This window comes from Ammoniphilus sp. CFH 90114 (assembly GCF_004123195.1).
Classification (GTDB): domain Bacteria; phylum Bacillota; class Bacilli; order Aneurinibacillales; family RAOX-1; genus YIM-78166.
In genome coordinates, this window is the sequence record NZ_SDLI01000020.1 from 25513 (window position 1) to 42387 (window position 16875).

At 44.8% G+C, this 16875-nt stretch carries 18 protein-coding genes, 1 pseudogene and 1 riboswitch; of the genes and pseudogenes, 11 read left to right on the top strand and 8 right to left on the bottom strand.

Annotation, left to right across the window (positions count from 1 at the left end; all coding sequences use genetic code 11):
- Positions 1 to 5: 5 nt before the first annotated feature.
- On the bottom strand, positions 6 to 503 hold the full coding sequence (locus EIZ39_RS24070) for a hypothetical protein (protein WP_129203728.1): 498 nt from the start codon (positions 501 to 503) through the stop codon (positions 6 to 8).
- A 101-nt stretch (positions 504 to 604) separates the two neighbouring features.
- Here EIZ39_RS24070 and EIZ39_RS24075 point away from each other — a divergent pair, with 101 nt between their 5' ends.
- Complete coding sequence (locus EIZ39_RS24075) at positions 605 to 1090, top strand: VanZ family protein (RefSeq protein WP_129203730.1); 486 nt, start codon at positions 605 to 607, stop codon at positions 1088 to 1090.
- 14 nt (positions 1091 to 1104) lie between these two features.
- Here the strand turns inward: EIZ39_RS24075 and EIZ39_RS24080 are convergent, their stop codons facing one another.
- Positions 1105 to 1365, bottom strand: coding sequence for a hypothetical protein (locus tag EIZ39_RS24080; protein ID WP_129203732.1), 261 nt, complete (start codon positions 1363 to 1365; stop codon positions 1105 to 1107).
- Positions 1366 to 1449: 84 nt separating this feature from the next.
- On the opposite strand from EIZ39_RS24080, the gene EIZ39_RS24085 reads away from it, so the two are divergent.
- Both EIZ39_RS24085 and EIZ39_RS26910 read left to right on the top strand, forming a co-directional pair.
- Entirely contained in the window at positions 1450 to 1917 is a 468-nt protein-coding gene (locus EIZ39_RS24085; RefSeq protein ID WP_129203734.1) for a DUF2062 domain-containing protein, read from the top strand.
- A 192-nt stretch (positions 1918 to 2109) separates the two neighbouring features.
- On the top strand, positions 2110 to 2253 hold the full coding sequence (locus EIZ39_RS26910) for a hypothetical protein (protein ID WP_164985292.1): 144 nt from the start codon (positions 2110 to 2112) through the stop codon (positions 2251 to 2253).
- Positions 2254 to 2730: 477 nt separating this feature from the next.
- Here EIZ39_RS26910 and EIZ39_RS27685 read toward each other — a convergent pair whose 3' ends face one another.
- Positions 2731 to 3747 (bottom strand): L,D-transpeptidase, encoded by a 1017-nt coding sequence (locus EIZ39_RS27685; RefSeq protein WP_129203736.1) that lies wholly within the window; start codon positions 3745 to 3747, stop codon positions 2731 to 2733.
- Positions 3748 to 3861: 114 nt separating this feature from the next.
- Here EIZ39_RS27685 and EIZ39_RS24095 point away from each other — a divergent pair, with 114 nt between their 5' ends.
- Positions 3862 to 4269 (top strand): DUF2512 family protein, encoded by a 408-nt coding sequence (locus EIZ39_RS24095; RefSeq protein WP_129203738.1) that lies wholly within the window; start codon positions 3862 to 3864, stop codon positions 4267 to 4269.
- 88 nt (positions 4270 to 4357) lie between these two features.
- Complete coding sequence (locus tag EIZ39_RS24100; RefSeq protein ID WP_164985293.1) at positions 4358 to 4807, top strand: PAS domain-containing protein; 450 nt, start codon at positions 4358 to 4360, stop codon at positions 4805 to 4807.
- Here the strand turns inward: EIZ39_RS24100 and EIZ39_RS24105 are convergent.
- The gene (locus EIZ39_RS24105) at positions 4802 to 5167 is read right to left on the bottom strand and encodes a helix-turn-helix domain-containing protein (protein WP_129203742.1); all 366 of its coding nucleotides are present in this window, start codon (positions 5165 to 5167) and stop codon (positions 4802 to 4804) included. The two genes, EIZ39_RS24100 and EIZ39_RS24105, sit on opposite strands and share 6 nt — an antisense overlap.
- A 140-nt stretch (positions 5168 to 5307) precedes the next feature.
- Here EIZ39_RS24105 and EIZ39_RS24110 point away from each other — a divergent pair, with 140 nt between their 5' ends.
- The gene (locus EIZ39_RS24110; protein ID WP_129203744.1) at positions 5308 to 5508 is read left to right on the top strand and encodes a hypothetical protein; all 201 of its coding nucleotides are present in this window, start codon (positions 5308 to 5310) and stop codon (positions 5506 to 5508) included.
- A gap of 222 nt (positions 5509 to 5730) precedes the next feature.
- On the opposite strand, the gene brnQ is transcribed toward EIZ39_RS24110, so the two are convergent.
- Positions 5731 to 7062, bottom strand: coding sequence for a branched-chain amino acid transport system II carrier protein (brnQ, locus tag EIZ39_RS24115; protein WP_129203746.1), 1332 nt, complete (start codon positions 7060 to 7062; stop codon positions 5731 to 5733).
- Between the two features lie 134 nt (positions 7063 to 7196).
- On the opposite strand from brnQ, the gene EIZ39_RS24120 reads away from it, so the two are divergent.
- From EIZ39_RS24120 to EIZ39_RS24125, 3 genes are all read left to right on the top strand, one after another.
- Positions 7197 to 7838, top strand: coding sequence for a glycoside hydrolase domain-containing protein (locus EIZ39_RS24120; RefSeq protein WP_129203748.1), 642 nt, complete (start codon positions 7197 to 7199; stop codon positions 7836 to 7838).
- Between the two features lie 84 nt (positions 7839 to 7922).
- Positions 7923 to 8078, top strand: coding sequence for a hypothetical protein (locus tag EIZ39_RS26915; RefSeq protein WP_164985294.1), 156 nt, complete (start codon positions 7923 to 7925; stop codon positions 8076 to 8078).
- Between the two features lie 12 nt (positions 8079 to 8090).
- Entirely contained in the window at positions 8091 to 9395 is a 1305-nt protein-coding gene (locus tag EIZ39_RS24125; RefSeq protein ID WP_129203750.1) for an ATP-binding protein, read from the top strand.
- Between the two features lie 446 nt (positions 9396 to 9841).
- Here EIZ39_RS24125 and EIZ39_RS24130 read toward each other — a convergent pair whose 3' ends face one another.
- The 3 genes from EIZ39_RS24130 to EIZ39_RS27150 form a co-directional block, all read right to left on the bottom strand.
- On the bottom strand, positions 9842 to 11950 hold the full coding sequence (locus EIZ39_RS24130; protein WP_129203752.1) for a sensor domain-containing protein: 2109 nt from the start codon (positions 11948 to 11950) through the stop codon (positions 9842 to 9844).
- A gap of 39 nt (positions 11951 to 11989) precedes the next feature.
- Positions 11990 to 12292, bottom strand: a complete 303-nt coding sequence (locus EIZ39_RS24135) for an STAS domain-containing protein (RefSeq protein WP_129203754.1) — start codon at positions 12290 to 12292, stop codon at positions 11990 to 11992.
- A 96-nt stretch (positions 12293 to 12388) separates the two neighbouring features.
- A complete protein-coding gene (locus EIZ39_RS27150) occupies positions 12389 to 13720 on the bottom strand; it encodes a globin-coupled sensor protein (RefSeq protein ID WP_129203756.1) in 1332 nt (443 codons plus the stop codon).
- A gap of 88 nt (positions 13721 to 13808) precedes the next feature.
- A riboswitch (cyclic di-GMP riboswitch) is annotated at positions 13809 to 13893 on the bottom strand.
- A gap of 147 nt (positions 13894 to 14040) precedes the next feature.
- On the opposite strand from EIZ39_RS27150, the pseudogene EIZ39_RS24145 reads away from it, so the two are divergent.
- Positions 14041 to 14250: pseudogene (locus EIZ39_RS24145) on the top strand (IS5/IS1182 family transposase); the annotation flags it as partial.
- A gap of 1156 nt (positions 14251 to 15406) precedes the next feature.
- Positions 15407 to 16875, top strand: a 1469-nt coding sequence (locus EIZ39_RS24155) for a GLUG motif-containing protein (RefSeq protein WP_205668636.1), incomplete at its 3' end; no start/stop codon positions are given.

The window sequence follows — 16875 nt, forward strand, 5'->3', positions numbered from 1 at the left end:
TGGATTTATTGACTATAGGGCCAAAGAATGCGGTACTCGGTTTCCTCAAGGGCTAGAAAGACATCTTGCTGAATGGAAAAGTCGCCGAAGATCCCGCTGGGATAAAACAAGGTGACAGGCACTTTATAAACTTGGGGCAGGGCTGGTGAGGCCGTGCCCATTTTCCATTCCTGAACCAAAACGGGATCACCCAATTGATAATCAAAAGTCGTTACATCAAAGTGCTGCATGAACACATGTGCTCGTTGCTGAATGTAGCTTTCTTTAGAAAACTTCTCTTTCATTAAGGGGTGAAAAAGCTCCCAGGAACTGCCGAAGTCGCCGGTTTGTTCGTACTGATAAAATTGCTCTACCACTTGTTGTGGGGTTAGGGACTCGCCTGTTGAACTAGGGGAGGAGCTGGGAAACAGATAAAACGTGATAAGCGTGGCAACGAGAAGCGCCGCTAGACTCAACCAACCAATCTGTTGAAGCTGCTGCTTGCGGCGATTAGGCCTAAACATAAGGGTCCACCTCCGAAAAAGCCTGTCTTTTGCCATGTATATGCAAGGGGGCGGTTAATTATCTGTTATAATAAGGAAAAGGAAAAAAGCGAGGCGTTACGATGGGGAACAGGTTGGTTTGGATTCCGGTCGTGCTGTGGATGGCGATCATCTTTTGGTTTTCTTCTGAACCGTATTCCAATCAGGACTTGCGTCCCTGGCTAAAACAGAATGTACCAGAAGCGGCGCTTAAAGAGCGGCTCCAGCATGTAAGAGTAAATTACAATGGAAGCGAAATTAGCATTCAAACGAAAGGCGTACAGGGATTTTTAGAATTCTTTATTCGAAAAGGAGCGCATATTTTCGTGTTTGCTGTTTTGGCCTTTTTAGTCTATTGGGCTCTTACCTTGACTTGGCGAACGGAGAAATACAATTTCTGGATCGCGTTCATAGTCTCGTTGATTTATGCTATGCTGGATGAATGGCACCAATCGTTTAATCCAGAGAGAACGGCGAAGTGGGCCGATGTCGGGATCGATGCGGTGGGCATCGTGTTTGGCCTGCTTTTTGCTGTGGCCATCCGTAAGATTTGGGGAATGCTAAAGTAGAGTTAATCCCCCTCTTATCGGGGGGGATTGCTGTTTAGCATGATCGTTTGGCCACGTTCGTCAGTGACGAAGATGGTTACATTGTCATCCATATAGTTGCGGACGCCATCATAGCTGCGGGTGCGAATCATTTCCCCGTTAAAGGATGTTCCCGTTGTGCCAGACAGTTGATTGACAATAAATGAATGATCTTGAGGAGTCGTTTGAGCTGTGCAGCCGGTGAACAGTAGGACACCGAGAAGTAGGACTAAGCTAGCCATTTTCCATCTTACCATGTAAGAATCACCTCATTCGCATCAAGTTCCATAATTATAGGTTTCCCCATTTTTCCCATTTCATAAGAGCGAGTGGAGGCAAGTATGATTAGAAAACTAACCAGAATCATTAGACTACAATACCTCAAGCTCATCCGAGCCCAAGGGGCCACTTCGCTTATTGCTCGGAGCTTCGCCATTGGCCTGTTTATCGAATTCATCACCCTACCTACGATGGGACTAGCTTTTTTAATGCTATTTCCGTTAATCAAGTGGTTTAGGGGTTCTTTCCCGGTATCCTTGATCGGCTTCACATTGGGAAAATTAATCGTCCCTTTTTTTCTCGTCCTAAACTACAAGGTGGGGGCGATGTTGTTCAACCAGCAAGGAGCGTTGATGATGGAGTCCTTCTTCACGCTGGATTCGATCAAGGAACATGGACTCGTCTTTCTAACCGGCAGTGCTCTAGATGGACTTGGAATGGCCATCGTATGTTATGGTTTAGTATACGCAGGTCTCGTGATGTACCGAAAAAGAAAAGAAATCCGTCGTTTACAGCGGCAGGTGCAATAAATTGTGTGCCCAATATTCAGCGTAACGCTGGAAATTGGGCACTTATTGTTTGGTGAAGGTACCAATATTAGTCAGAATTCACTCATATGTTGCATTATTTAGAACGGAAAGGGGGGTTCGGTTGGCTGGGTTGTTTGGCATCCTTTTTGCAAATACTTTAAGACAATAACATGACAACGCGGAGGGATAGCCATGAAAAGCCAATACTGTATTGATTGCGGACGTGAATTAAACGAATACATAAGCGAGACTCTGCACGTGTGTAACATCTGTGAAACGAGAAAAACCCAGCCGATGGTCGTAGAAGTCTATTTTGGTGATACGAAAAAGGTTTAATGATACAAACGGGGTCAGATGAAGCGGATCTGGCCCCGTTTTTTAATTTGTAATCCTAACGGGTTCGTGACTTAGTAACGATTGTTCGTGAGAATGTGGCGGTTTTCGTGAGAATGTTTACTTATGAAGTCACTTGGGGCAGGGAAGGGCTGCTTTTATTTGAAATGGTTGTTGGTACGTGAGTTTTAGGCCGAATTTCGTGAGTTTAAGTGCAAGTTATTTGTAATGGGTACAGGCTTGTGAGTTTGGAACGATAAATCGTGACAAAAAGCAGCCGATTCGTGAGTATAATGAAAAATTCGTGATCATCGCTATGTGGGAGGCGTTCTGGCGGGGCTCGATTGACGTTTAAGGAGAAAAGTAGGAGTCTTACCAAGAAAAATAATCATCCCTAGGCACCAAACAACCCGATCCAACCTTGGATCGGGTTTGTTTTTCTAAAAACCAGGCTCCAAACCTCTTCATTTCCAAAAAAGATTAATCAACCACCAATTCTTCCGGAGCCTCCACAAGGGCTTCCTCCACGGCTGCTTCTTCCACCTTTAGTTCCTCCAAGACGGTCACACCCGTCTTCCCATCAAACCAGACATCACCAACCCAGCTATGGATGCGGTACCAGCCATTCCACTCTTCAAAAGCGACCACGTCTTGGGGAGAAAGAGTACCTTTCTTGGTGCTGTTCGCAAAGGGGTGCTCAAGAATTGGCACTACCTTCTCCATTCGGATTTTCTTCTCCACGGCTACGATCTCCCCCATGATAGCTTGATCCGCTTTCAGCCATAATTCTCCGGTCCAGGTTTTGACTCGGTACCAATCCGCTTGCTTCTCCACCGCTTGAACGGGTTGTGGGGAGAGGGTATAGGGCGTTGGCTCAGTAGCAGGTTTCTTGTAGAGTTTGGCGTCTTTAGTCAGGGTGAGACGGACGTCCACTTTTTCCAAAGGAGCAGTGATGACAGGTTGTACAGGTGGATGTACCGGGTCTGCTTCCACCGTGAAGTTCTTGGACTTGGCTATATCAGCAAAAGAAAGCTTCGAATTGGCGATAACCACGCTCGTCCCGACTTTTACTTGATCAAACAGCCAGCGTACATCCTTGTTATGCATGCGGACACAGCCTAAAGAGACATAGCTGCCAATGGATTTTTCGTTGTTATTGCCATGGATGCCATACGTATCGCCCTTCGTACCACGAGCGTTCAAGCCCATCCAGCGGTCGCCGAGCGGGTTCTTCGGGTCTCCTCCTGCGATCTTTCCTGTATAATAAGGTCGGTTTTTAATCTTATTCACGATCTGAAAGGTTCCCTCAGGCGTATACGTTTGTTTCTTCCCTGTTGCGACAGGTAAGGTCTTCAGGAGTTTCCCATCTTCGTAAAACGCTAGTTTGTTTGTTGCTTTATTGATAATAATAAGCTGATCACTCTTTTCCGCAGCCCATGCGGAGTCAACGCCAGCCAGTAAGCACAAAATAACGATAAGGGACAGTATTCTTTTCATTACAGAGGACTCCTTCCCATTAAGTAACAAAGTTTATTATAAATTAGAAATATTTGGCAGGTAAATGAATATCGATCAACAACTTTCGCATGAAAAGAAGGGAGTTTGTCGAGAATGAGAGAATATAAAGAGGGTGAGTCTATGGACCTAAGAAAAAGAGTGACTATTAACCTATTATATAAGATCCTATTATTTCCAAGTGTGATCTATGGTGCAGAGCAGATTCTTCCCACACAACTTCAATATTCGTCATGGGTTCCTGCGGCAGTGCTTAGCACGCTCTTTATCTTCATTGGAGTGGTAGCGGATGAAACGATTCTTCCCCTGTTTGGGAATGAGCTAGCGACGATCCAAGGAAGCTTGTTTATGACTGCGACCACGTGGATGTTGCCCTTTATCCATCCAGGGAATGTAATCACTCTGCCAGGAGCAGCGGCAATTGGTATAAGCCTTGGCATCATCGAATATGCGATGCATGGGTGGATAGTAAAACAGAGAAGGTTGCATCAAACTCACAGCTAGATAACGACAAAAATATAAAAAAATGGTAAATTATACACAAAGAAAAATAGATTGGGCATTTCGCGCAATGGGAGGGAGGGGGCTTATCTTGGAAATTGCAAAAGTCATTAGTACAATATCTGGGGATTGGGTTGAATTTTGGGATAATCGACTAGATGAGTTTATCTGTCTGGTTGATCGCTCAGGGAAGACACGCTACGTTTCTTTTGGCATTCAGAATGTACTAGGATATAATCCAGAGGAGATTATCGGAACCCAAGCGTTCCGGCTTATGGATGAAGGAACCCAGCAGACTGTATTTCATCATTATGAGGAATTTCTCGAGACGAAGAGGAGTGTAGAATTCCAATATCGATCCTGGACGAAAAAAGGGGAGCCAGTTACCCTTCATTGTAAGACGTTCGTTGTCATTTCCGAAGGTCGCTCAATCGGTGTAATCAGTATTATTCAGCGTGCGGAACGCGCCAAACAATATCCGCAGCTGTTTGAGGCTATCTCTACCTTGCTTGAACAGATGATAGAGGGAAAGCCTCTATGAATCTTCCTCGGACATTTCGATAAGCGTTTTCACAAAATTCAACATCGAATTCTTTTGATGATCATTTAATTCCCTGCCCTTGAAGGTGATCGAAATATTTTTAAAGACCTCTTCTAAGTCCATAGAATCAGATGTGGGGGTATCCACGTATCCCGCTTTTTCCAATAACTCTTCATAAGAAAGGCCAAGAGGCTCTGCTATTTTACGGAGGATCTCGGGGGAAGGGATGCCACGGTTCCCGTTTTCAATCTGGGAGATATAGGCATTGGACACGCCGCTAAGACGTTCAAGTTTTCGAATCGATAATTTTTGCTGAAGTCTAGACTCTCGTAAAAAGTCGCCAAAAGCTCGCGCGTGCATGTTCTCCCTCCTCGAATGTATAATTGACGCTTGCAAAAGCAAGCGAATATCCCTTATGATTAAGCTTACTACCTAAGTTCCATCATACGTATCTGTGCTGTGAAAGGCAATGGAAACTAAAGATAAAAGGTGTTCATACGATGATTATAGCTAGAAAGATACTAGAGTTGCTAGATCAAAAAGGCGAGTTAACCCAGCACGATCTCTATATGGAAGTGGATGACCCCAGAACGAGTAGTCGGATTGAGTTGCTTTTGAAACAGGAAGATATAAAGCGAGTGGGGACGAACCGACTAAGGATAACCGAGAAGGGCAAAACGTTGCTACGCAAACTATTGTAGCTGGCAGGCCTCTTCCTAAAAATAACAGGAGAAATTCCTGTTATTTTTATAAATTTGGGTATTTCGGGTCTAAATAACGGCACCCATTCCTCCTATCCACCTGAAAATCACCTAAAATGGTCTCTTCACGTTAGATAACGGAAAAATTTCCTCCTATTTTCCCCTTTTCAAAGCAAAAACGAAAAATAACCGGAATTTTTCCGGTTATTTTATTTCTCAACACTAAGCCACCTTCTTCTCCTCACGAGTCCTATTTACGGGCACGAAGTAGCCCAGTAAGCCCCCAATCAGCGCTGGAACTAACCACCCCAACCCTTGCTCATAGAGAGGCAGCCACTCATACCACGACACCACCTGGGATATATCCAACACCATTCTCTGCAAACTATCTACAATACTTACTAGTCCCGTGCCGATCATGGCCCCTGAATACACATAGGTTTTAACCAGCCATCGATCGAAGAAAGACAACACGATCAATACCATAGCCAAGGGGTAAAGTCCGATAAGGAGTGGAACCGAGTAAGCGAGAATCTGGTTTAACCCGAGGTTCGCGAGTCCCATACTAAATAAGCAGAGCCCTCCAACCAAGGCCTGATACGAAAAGGACCGCGGCATCAACTTGACGAAGTATTCCCCACATGCTGTCACTAATCCGACAGATGTCGTTAAGCATGCCAAGGTGATCGCCAACCCCAACAATCCGATTCCTACCCATCCCAGTAAATGTCCCACGACACCCGAGAGAATCTCGCCTCCATTACTCATCGGACCGAGCAATTCTCGGCTAGCCGCTCCCAGATACCCGAGGGCAACATAGACCAAGCTCAGCCCGGTCGCGGCGATGAATCCAGCTTTTATCGTAGCCGATGTTACCCCACGAGTATCTGTTAGCCCTCGTTCCCGAATGGCCGTAATCACCACAATCCCAAATACGAGAGCACCGAGAGCGTCCAAGGTAAAGTAGCCTTCAATGAATCCGGTGAAAAAAGGAGAAGACACATAGGCATCCGCGGGTGGACCGAAAGTATTTAATGGAGAAAAAATCGTACGCACCACAAGGATTCCAATGACCACGAGCAGCACGGGGGTGATCACTTTCCCGATTCTCTCCACTAATTTAGAAGGATTCAAAGACAGCCAGAAGGTTAGCCCAAAGTACAGAAGGGTATAAACGAATAACAGCCCACCTTGTGGATTAGTCCCTACAGGTAGGAAAGGCAATGCCCCCATCTCGAAGGCCACGGTCGCGGTGCGCGGAATGCCTAAGAACGGACCGATCGCCAGAAAAACCATCAACGTAAACACCACAGCAAACCAAGGATGGACCCGGCTGGCGAGAATTTGCAGATTACCCTCAAAGCGAGCAATGGCTGCCACGGCCAACAGAGGCAGTCCAACCCCCGTCACTAAAAAGCCAAGGATGGCGATGCTCATATTTGTCCCGGCTGCTTGTCCCAAGGCAGGGGGGAAAATCATATTTCCTGCGCCGAAGAACAGGGCAAACAGCATGGAACCAATCATAAAAGTTTCTTTATTTGACAAACGTTGCATATGAAACCAAAACCTCCAAATAAGTCCTATCTCTATTGTGCGAATAAATCCTTTATACCATAACATATCAGAGACATTTGTCTATAGGCCTACATACCATATAGTAGAATTTTATTGGAAGGGAGAGGGGATGTATGCTTTGGGGTGTCGATTCGGCGGTTCGCGTAGGGGAAGAACTCTTTAAGTGTGTCGTCACGCATCTTGGCTATCCGCGATATTGGGGGAGGTACCTCACGACGGTCCCTAATGTAAGCGACGGTCTAACACCGGAAGAAATCAGCTTCTTGCAGCGGAAAGGGGTCAAGGTGATGCCGATCTATAACGTATTTCGAGAAGCCATTGGCTACTGGGAGGGGCGTGTAGCGGCAGCAAACACGATTTTTCACTTGGAGCGACTAGGTTTTCCAAAAGGGTCTTTTGCCTTCGGGAATGTCGAGCACTTTTTCCAAATTGATGAAGCCTGGATCCGGGGTTGGGTAGACCGATTCTATCCGAGTGGCTATAAGCCGGGACTTTATCATGATCCGGTAAAGGGGATGTTTAGTGAAGCCTATTGTGAGGCGGTGAAGAACGACGAAAAGGTCAAAGCTCAGCTCGTGCTATGGAGCGCGGAACCGGAAGTGGGAACCTTGGGAGCGAAGAAAGCACCTAAATACCAACCGGCAGCCCCATCTTGTTCTGCGAATGTGTGGGCTTGGCAGTACGGTCGGGATCATGAAACCTGTCCCGTGGATACGAACCTGATCGATAAGCGAGTGTTTGAAGGGCTCTGGTAGGCCGATTGCCAGGCAGCCCTTTTTTGTATAGAAACCATATTTTGGTAACATACTAATCCAAAAAAGAAGGAGCTGGATGCTATCATGCCAAAAGACCCGAAAAACCAACATACAGAGCCAACCATTGCACCGGGACTTGATATCGATGAGTTGGAAGAGGATGCAACCGACGAAGAGGTAGCCGAAGGCGACTACACCTCGGTAACCAAGTTGTTTCTCGATCGTACTCCCGATGAATAATGCGAACGACCCATGAATAAGACAAACAGCAAGCCGGCGGTCACCTCATTGAAAGTTCCACTTCTCTACCTCATCATCTCGATGGGGTGGATCTTTTTTTCGGGAAAAGTGTTGGTAAAGTATGGATATGATTCGGAGAGATTTTCAGTAGTCCATAGTGTTGTGGAACTCATCTTTGTTATTACTACCGTATGTTTACTTTATTTCTTAATCTATCGTCAGATTAAAACCGAGCGAAGAGCGAAGGAGCTATGGCAGGAGCGGGAAGAGCAGCTACGCTACCTTATAGATACCATCCCCGATTTCGTTTGCTATAAAGATGCGAAAGGCCGCTGGGTCGAGGCGAATGCCTTCGCGATTCAACTCTTTCAACTAGAGAATGTAGCTTATAAAGGAAAAACGGACAAGGACCTCGCGGAGCTGGGCGGTTACTACCAAGAAGCCTTCCTCTATTGCTATGGCTGCGATCAGGAGGCGCTGAAGTCAAGTCATCCGGTTCGGGCAGAGGAAGTGATCGCTTTACCCGACGGAGGTCGTCTGACCTTCGATGTGCTTCGTGTTCCGACTTCTTTCCTGGATGGGTCCCGAAAAGGCCTTATCGTGATTGGACGAAATATTACCGAATGGAAACAGGCGGAGGACATGCTACGAAAATCCGATCGACTCTCCATCGTGGGGCAGCTAGCCGCGGGGGTGGCTCATGAAATCCGAAATCCGTTGGCGACCCTAACGGGGTTCGTGCAGCTGCTGAAGGAACAAGCGAAGGAAAACACGCATTACTATGAGATCATGCTCTCCGAGCTGGATCGCATTAATTTTATCGTCAGTGAATTCATGATGCTCGCCAAGCCGCAGGTGCTTCATTTTGAAAAGAAAGATCTTACAACCATCCTTCATCATGTTGTAACGCTTGCCAATACACAGGCGATCATGAACAATGTAGAGATCAAAACGAACATTCCTGATGAACTCCCCCCGATCTATTGTGAAGAAAACCAATTGAAGCAAGTGTTTATCAATATTATGAAGAACTCGATAGAGTCGATGTCAAAGGGTGGGGACATAACCATTGATGTCAGCCAGCCAGATCCCGATCATGTGCTTCTTCGGTTCACCGATGAGGGAGGCGGCATCCCCGAAGAGAGACTGGCGCGGTTGGGTGAGCCCTTCTACTCCACGAAGGAAAAAGGCATGGGGCTTGGCCTGATGGTGAGCTACCGCATCATCGAGGCGCATAAAGGGACCATCCGGATCACGAGTAAGGTGGGGAAAGGGACGAGTGTGGAGGTGGTGCTACCAAGAGAGCTTGGAGAGTAGGGAGTGAGGGATGGGGGAGTTGGGCCGGGTTTCGAGAGATTCCGCCGCGGTTTCGAGAAATTCTGAGTGGAACTCGAGAAATACTCGAGAAATTCCACCCGAATTCGAGAAATCCCAGCGGTTCGGGATCCACCCTAGATTTGGGGCAAACCCAAGAACGGGGTCAGACCTCATTCTTCCAAGAGAGCCGGAGAGTAGGGAGTGAGGGACTACCCCTTTTTCCAGTTGCAGAGTTAAGGGGAGAAATTTCCGCTATTTGTTGAATTGAAGGAATGGAGGGCAAATTAGGCGGAGAATGTTCCGTTAACAAGTGGAAAATCCACTTTTTCCTTGTAATTTAGGCAAATAACGGAAGTCTTTCCCGTTATTCGCCGCCCAATGACCTCGTTTTTAGAAATAGGAGAAATTTCTCCGCTTATTTCCTGCTAGGAATAGGAAGAACGGGATCAGCTCCTTCCAAGTGGCTGAAGCCTTCCCTCGGTGATAAGTTGCTCAAATTCGTCTACTGGGACAGGCTTGCTATAGATAAAGCCTTGGACTTGCTCGCATCCGTATTGCTCCAAAAGGACAAGTTGCTCTTCGGTTTCTACCCCTTCGGCTACAATTTCCATCCCGAGCCCTTTTGCAATTTGGATAATGGATGTGGTGATGACTCTGACTTTGTCATCCTTAGATAAATCTTGAATAAAAGAGCGGTCGATTTTTAGCGTATGGAGCTTAAACTGGGTGAGATAAGAAAGCGAAGAATACCCCGTCCCAAAATCGTCTAAGGCTACTTTCACTCCGAGCTCATCCAGTTTTGTCATCGTCGTTTGGGCGGCTAGTGGATTGCTGATAAAAGAGGTCTCCGTTACCTCCAACTCGAGCTGAGGTCCGTCTAGATCATAATCGTCCAATAGTTGCTTGATTTCTGTAATGAAATCTCTTTGCATAAATCGTTTAGCTGAAATATTAATAGAGATGGGAATCAAGGGCAGACCTTGTGCTTTCCAATCCTTGACCTGCCGGCAAACCTCGCGGATAATCCACTCCCCGATGGGGATAATGAGACCGGTTTCCTCACTGAGAGGGATGAACTCACCAGGAGAAACCATGCCCCATTCAGGATGGTTCCATCGAATGAGAGCTTCAGCTCCGATGATCTTGCCTGAATGAATGTTAACTCGCGGTTGATAATAGATAAGAAACTCATTGTGATTAAGCGCCCTTCGCAGTTCCTTTTCTACTGAGAAGGTTTTCCTGGCCTTCTTGTTAATTTCTGAATTAAAAATACAAAATTTATTTTTTCCCTCTTCCTTTGCTTGATGAAGCGCCGCATCAGCGTTCTTCATTAAGCTTTGCGCGTCCTCTCCGTCAGAGGGGTAGAAGCAAATGCCAATGCTTGTTGTAACAAAAAGCTCATACTCCTCTACAATGATAGGCTCCTTGATCCTATGGATCAGCTTTTCTGCCAGAGCTTTGACCTCAACACGATCTTTATACCCTTTGACGAGTAAAGTGAATTCGTCTCCGCCCATCCGGGCCATAAAGTCTCCCTCTCTTTTGCATTGCAGAATGATATGACAAAAAGATTGAAGAAGCTTATCGCCTATGGCATGACCGAGCGTGTCGTTCACATATTTAAACCGATCCAAGTCAAGGTAAAGGACAGCGAATTCTTCGTTGGTATCCGCTGCAACCTGCAGCATTTCATCAAGTGTCTCTTCAAAGAACCTCCGGTTGGGTACATGGGTTAAGGGGTCAGAATAGGCAAGATACTCATTTAACCTTTCGACTTTTTTCCTTTCCGTAATGTCCCTTCCTACAACCACGAGGCCTTTTCGATCTCCATTAGAACGGAAAACAGGCACCTTAATCACATCGAAGATCAGGTTCTCCCCTGTTGACAGGGGGATGACTTCCTCAGACCGAACAGTCTCCCTTCGGTTCCAGGTCTCCTCATCAGATTCCATACAGAGTAAAGCTGGTTCTGACCTAAGAGGATCATGCCCCATAATCTCTAGATCAGTTTTGCCTTGATAGTCTAGACCTTTCAACTCATAGAGGGTTTGGGCATACTCATTCGCTTTAATCCAAGCTCCCCGTCCATCTTTAAAGCATACGAAGTCTGGTATAGCATCAATGAGAGTGGATAGGGATTGCTCGCTCTCCCTCAATTGTTCTTTCATTCTCTTCTGTTCACTAATGTCCGTTCGAATGGAGATGTATTGGTAAGGTTTTCCCTCCTCATTGAGCAATGGGACAATGGTTGTCTTCACCCAGTAACAAGAGCCATCCTTTGCACGGTTTTTGACCTCTCCTTCCCAAAGGGAACCAGACCGAATGGTCTCCCATAACGCCTGAAAAAAAACAGGGGGATGATGCCCCGAATTGATGATACGATGACTTTGGCCAACCAGTTCTTCTCGGGAGTACTGAGAAATGCGGCAGAAGGCATCATTGACGTCCGTTATCATGCCACGCTCATCTGTGATCGCTAGAATCGTAGACGCATTGAGAGCAAACTCAATCTCCTTATACCTTTTGATGGATTGTTCTAATGTTAGGAACCTCATGAAAGATCAGGACCTCCTTAAAAATTGCCAAAAAGACAGCTAGGTTTCTAATAGAAAGGGAGATAAGCCCATCTCCTCAATGAATTGACGAGTTTCTTGTTCTACCCCGACGATTTGCAACCTTCCGCCTTGTAAAAATAGAAGCTTCCAAACTCCAGCCAGAACAAGAAGGGCTGATTTATCGATCCGTGGGTTTTTCTCTACAAGAAGTACAAATTCTAGAGTTCCTTCGTTCATTTCATTAATGATCTTTTGTCGGATGACCAAGGCGTCATTCTCATCCATTCGTCCATCTTCTAGGGAATAATCGGAAGCATCTAGCTTCATCACTAAGGTTGTCATGTTTTCCACACCTCCATTTATACTATAGATAAGGTGTTAACCTTATAAATGTTCAATTTTTCACATACTATTACATGAAGCAAAAGGCTTTCCCTATTACATCAATTCATTTGTGGTTTGATTTAATGAATCGGTAGAATAGGCGATCTCGGATGAAGCTTCGGAAATTTCAGCGAGCGTCTTCACAAACATCTCTAATTCCTTTTCAATGGCTTGATTTTGTTCTTTCGTTTGACACATAGCTTCTAGAATTTCATCAAAACATTCCACCGTTTGGCTTACATATTGATTCCCGCTTTCAATGAGGCTGTGGATCGATTGAACAGACTGAGAGACATGAGAGACTTGGGTATCCGTTTGGGCTACTAAGGCTGAAACACCGGAGATGGATTGCTTCGTTTGATCGGCTAGCTTTCGAATTTCACCCGCCACGACCGAGAAGCCTTTCCCATACTCACCTGCACGTGCCGCCTCAATGGCTGCATTCAGGGCAAGAAGGTTCGTTTGATCGGCAATAGAGGTAATCATCCCGACAATATCTTGAATCTTCTTTGAGACATTCTGTAAATCCTCAGAATCCTGCAGAATTTTATTCATCCTGTCACGGATGGAGTCCATGCTCTCTTGTTGATTCTCTACTAATCCTTTCCCCTTGATGGAGCGCTCCTCGGAAGCGATGGCAAGATTGCTGCCTCTCTTTGCAAAATGCATAATATGATCTGTCTGGGCGGAGAGTTCTTGTACGGAGGCACTCGTTTCTTCCGAAACTGCAGCCAACGATTCGACGGCCTGTTGAACAGCTGTATTCACTTTTTGTTTCGTTTCCTCTTGAACCTGGCGGATTCGCTGATGTTCCTGCTCGTAAGCCTCTAATACAAGTTGTTGTTCAAAGTTTAGCAGCTTGCTGCACACCATAATGGCACCTATTAAATCCGTGCGATTTTCAATATGCTTGTCCAAGATGGCTACGATCGAGCTAAACAAATCCTGAAAAGCACACATGTACCACTTGGTCTCTAATCCAACCTTGACATGGGCATGGGCAATTCGAATTCTTTTCTTAACAAATTCCTCGTCAATCTCGCCATTGAATAACTCTTGAATATGGGTTTTTAGGGTTCCTTGTAATCTCTCTACCGTACTATGCCGTGTGATAATAGCCAATAGATTGGACTGTTTCGTGATATTTCCATAAAACTGCTGAACGATGTCATCCATTTTCTGAATGATGAGGGGTTGAATCAGCTTCACTAATTTTAAGTCTTCTTCAGATAAGGAGATGATGTCTAACTGTCTACTAATCTCTCTGTCATCGATGACCATCTTACCATGAATCCGTTTACTTTGTTCAAGCAAAGAATCCATTTTGGGTTTCTTTCGCGCGATACCGAGGAACGTAAAAGCCATCGAAAAAGGACATTTGCTCATTTGGATCGGATCTCCTAGTATGTTTTAATGGTAATAAAAATAAAAAGCTATTCCAAAAAGGAATAACTTAGCATTCGTTATCGAACCTCTTGGCAACCCAACCGCCATAGAATTTCTCCCTTAGGCTTGTGGCTTTGCGTCCCCACCTTTCAATAGGTTTGCCTTTATGTAGTATTTTAGGATTATGAAACAGTTGGTTTCCATTATCTGTTTGCAGTATAACACTATACTAAACAGGAATATAGTAGTTTTGAAATTTGTAACAATTAGGTGTTAGGTGGATAGTACCAGAGGTTTGGGCATTCCCACCGCGGTTTCGGCTTCACTATTTAGCTGAATTGGGTGAAACGGTTGAAACCTTGCTCCCTGATCACGAAGGAGCGATTTCCGAGAAAGTAAGTATAGCCAAGCAGATCGTGGAAGATGAACGGTTACTTGCAAATAAAGGTGTCATGTCCGCTATTGACCCGGATGCTCGCTTTGGATGGAAAAGCTCGACTCAATCGTTTTTTGGTTACAAACAACATCTAAACGTCAAACGAATAATAAGGCTAATAGACAAAATGCAGCCAGCCTCCTAGGGAGGTTGACTGCATTTTTTTATAATTTCACTCGTTTTAATTGACTAACCCCACTAAGTCTTTTTCAAAAGGGTTACTTTTGCAGGGCTCTCTCAAAGGGGTATGACTCCCACGGTTTTTGTGGGGTCTGACCTCTTTGGTTATCGTCACCTCTATCTTTTTATGTTACCGGCGGTGGAGCAAAATGGGGTCAGACCCCGTATTACCTCGGGTTTCGGGCGATTGACCCCAATTGACTTAAGAGGTTCTTATGGAGGCCATCGATTCGTATACGTGGATAAGCGGATAACTAAGCCTAATATTTCAGTTCAAATCTTTGACTCATCTCTTCGGGAGGCCTTAAAGGAACAGAGTAAGGATAAGAATTAAAAAGAGAAGAATCCTCTTCAGTTTGAGTGGAAGATCGCTACAATGGCGCCCAACATTCAATACATCCATTTAAACACTGACACTTTCTCCAATGCTTTTTTATCGGTGGTTCAGTATGGCTAATGGAAGTAATAGATTTTCGGGTGAGAATCAAGATGTTTAACATCTTGCCCAATGGTTTCAATTGAATATGGAATCCGTTATAGAATACCGGACGAAGATTATAAAGCAGGTCAGGGACCTAATTGGTAGAATCGCCGCCAAGGCCTGCGAACGATCAACAACTGCGAAAGAACGGGTTAGACCCCATTCTTTTAAAAGAGCCGGAGGGTAGGGATTAACTCTCAACCCTCAGGTTTTTTGTTTTGGAAAGTTAACATTAAGTTTTCCTTAAATTTACTGAGTAACAATTCAGAATGAAGAAAATTGTAATATAATGTAGAGGATTGGGTAAATGTACCTACATTATTTGAAGTGGCGTCGGGAAACTGTGAGTCAGAAACTTTAGGGAAACGCTCACTAAAATCCCTAATCTCTTGTTCTAATTTAAGAAGATGGGGGGTATTCATTTCACCCTACCCAATCATGTCTTAAGGGGATTTGTCTCAGAACCGGGGGAGGGATGCTCAATCTGGGAGATTTAAAAGATAATAATCATACTATTTTAGCTGTGGGGTGATCGAACCGAATGAAAAACCTAATTTAATAGAATCTTTTCAGAATGGGGATAAAAAATATGAATTACATTAGGCGGTTAGTTGTAATTTCCATTCTATACGCATTATTTGTACAGTTCTTTCCTGAGGCTACAGCTGTTGCTGCGGGATCAGGTACGAAAGATGATCCCTATATTATTCATTCAGTAACAGATTTAAAGAATATACAGCCTACCGGTTACTATAAGCTTGGAGCAGATATTGACCTTAGTAACGAAACGAACTGGATACCCATTGGATATTACCCTGGCTCAGATTTTCAGGGTGTTCTAGATGGAGCCGGTCATACAATCAGAAATTTGACCTATATTACCAATGACTCTAGCTTGTATGGTGGAATTTTAGGCGATATTGCTCCGGATGGGATTGTTAAAAATCTTAATCTGGAGAACATCAGTATAACTGGAAGTGGACAATACTATGGAGCTCTGGTTGGCTGGAATTCAGGTACAATTGATCGTGTAAATGTGAAAATAAAGAAGGTAGAGGCCAATTCAAACATTGGTGGCCTTGCAGGTGGAAATGACGGAACGATCACTAATAGTTCTGTAGATCCCTTCGATGATACAAGCTATGTAAAGTCAACTGCCGCGTATAATAGCATAGGAGAAGTTGGTGGTCTTGTCGGACATAACATGGGGATTATCGATCATAGTATGTCAGCTGTTAGTGTGACTTCCACTTCCCAAGGAGCAGGTGGACTCGTAGGGAGGAACGAGAACTATTCTGGTGGTAATTCAATTATCCGTTATTCATTCGCTACTGGAAACGTTCACGGGTACAATTGGGTTGGTGGCTTAATTGGAATAGGAGGAGGAGTAGAAAACAGCTATGCAACAGGAAATGTATCAGGTACTACGTCTAATAGAATAGATAATGCAATTGGTGGTTTAATTGGTTATTACAGTGGAACTACTAGTAAGTACCTCTATTCAACGGGCAAGGTAACTGGAACATCTGGAGCTACTACCGGCGGTTTTCTGGGAATTTCGAATCCTGGTACAGGAAGAACAGCTTACTTAAGTCATTCTTATTGGGATATTGAAAGTTCAGGAACGAATAGATATGGTACAAATTATTCCGGGACATTGAGTTCAACTCCTATTGGAAAAACGACTAGTAAAATGATGGATCCAACTACTTTTGCAGGATGGGATACAACCATCTGGGACATTCAATCGGGTAAATATCCAACATTAAAGGGATTTATCTCTGCACCAGTGCTTTCGTCGAATGCGGATTTAAGCAACCTGACGCTGAATTCTGGAATACTGTCACCAAGCTTTACCCCCGATAACGTAAGCTATACTGTTAACGTAGGGAATGCCGTCAAGGATCTGGATGTCACGGCGACAGTAGCAGATGCAAATGCGACGATTCAGATTAAAGAAACGGAGGCCACTAGCGGACAAGCCACTAAAGTAACATTAAATGTCGGAGTGAATATCGTAACGGTTCAGGTAACAGCTCAGGATGGCACGAAGAAAAC

Coding starts and splice junctions, on each gene's coding strand:
- EIZ39_RS24070 (WP_129203728.1), bottom strand. CDS start 503: ATGTTTAGGCCTAATCGCCGCAAGCAGCAGCTTCAACAGATTGGTTGG.
- EIZ39_RS24075 (WP_129203730.1), top strand. CDS start 605: ATGGGGAACAGGTTGGTTTGGATTCCGGTCGTGCTGTGGATGGCGATC.
- EIZ39_RS24080 (WP_129203732.1), bottom strand. CDS start 1,365: ATGGTAAGATGGAAAATGGCTAGCTTAGTCCTACTTCTCGGTGTCCTA.
- EIZ39_RS24085 (WP_129203734.1), top strand. CDS start 1,450: ATGATTAGAAAACTAACCAGAATCATTAGACTACAATACCTCAAGCTC.
- EIZ39_RS26910 (WP_164985292.1), top strand. CDS start 2,110: ATGAAAAGCCAATACTGTATTGATTGCGGACGTGAATTAAACGAATAC.
- EIZ39_RS27685 (WP_129203736.1), bottom strand. CDS start 3,747: ATGAAAAGAATACTGTCCCTTATCGTTATTTTGTGCTTACTGGCTGGC.
- EIZ39_RS24095 (WP_129203738.1), top strand. CDS start 3,862: ATGAGAGAATATAAAGAGGGTGAGTCTATGGACCTAAGAAAAAGAGTG.
- EIZ39_RS24105 (WP_129203742.1), bottom strand. CDS start 5,167: ATGCACGCGCGAGCTTTTGGCGACTTTTTACGAGAGTCTAGACTTCAG.
- EIZ39_RS24110 (WP_129203744.1), top strand. CDS start 5,308: ATGATTATAGCTAGAAAGATACTAGAGTTGCTAGATCAAAAAGGCGAG.
- brnQ (WP_129203746.1), bottom strand. CDS start 7,062: ATGCAACGTTTGTCAAATAAAGAAACTTTTATGATTGGTTCCATGCTG.
- EIZ39_RS24120 (WP_129203748.1), top strand. CDS start 7,197: ATGCTTTGGGGTGTCGATTCGGCGGTTCGCGTAGGGGAAGAACTCTTT.
- EIZ39_RS26915 (WP_164985294.1), top strand. CDS start 7,923: ATGCCAAAAGACCCGAAAAACCAACATACAGAGCCAACCATTGCACCG.
- EIZ39_RS24125 (WP_129203750.1), top strand. CDS start 8,091: ATGAATAAGACAAACAGCAAGCCGGCGGTCACCTCATTGAAAGTTCCA.
- EIZ39_RS24130 (WP_129203752.1), bottom strand. CDS start 11,950: ATGAGGTTCCTAACATTAGAACAATCCATCAAAAGGTATAAGGAGATT.
- EIZ39_RS24135 (WP_129203754.1), bottom strand. CDS start 12,292: ATGACAACCTTAGTGATGAAGCTAGATGCTTCCGATTATTCCCTAGAA.
- EIZ39_RS27150 (WP_129203756.1), bottom strand. CDS start 13,720: ATGAGCAAATGTCCTTTTTCGATGGCTTTTACGTTCCTCGGTATCGCG.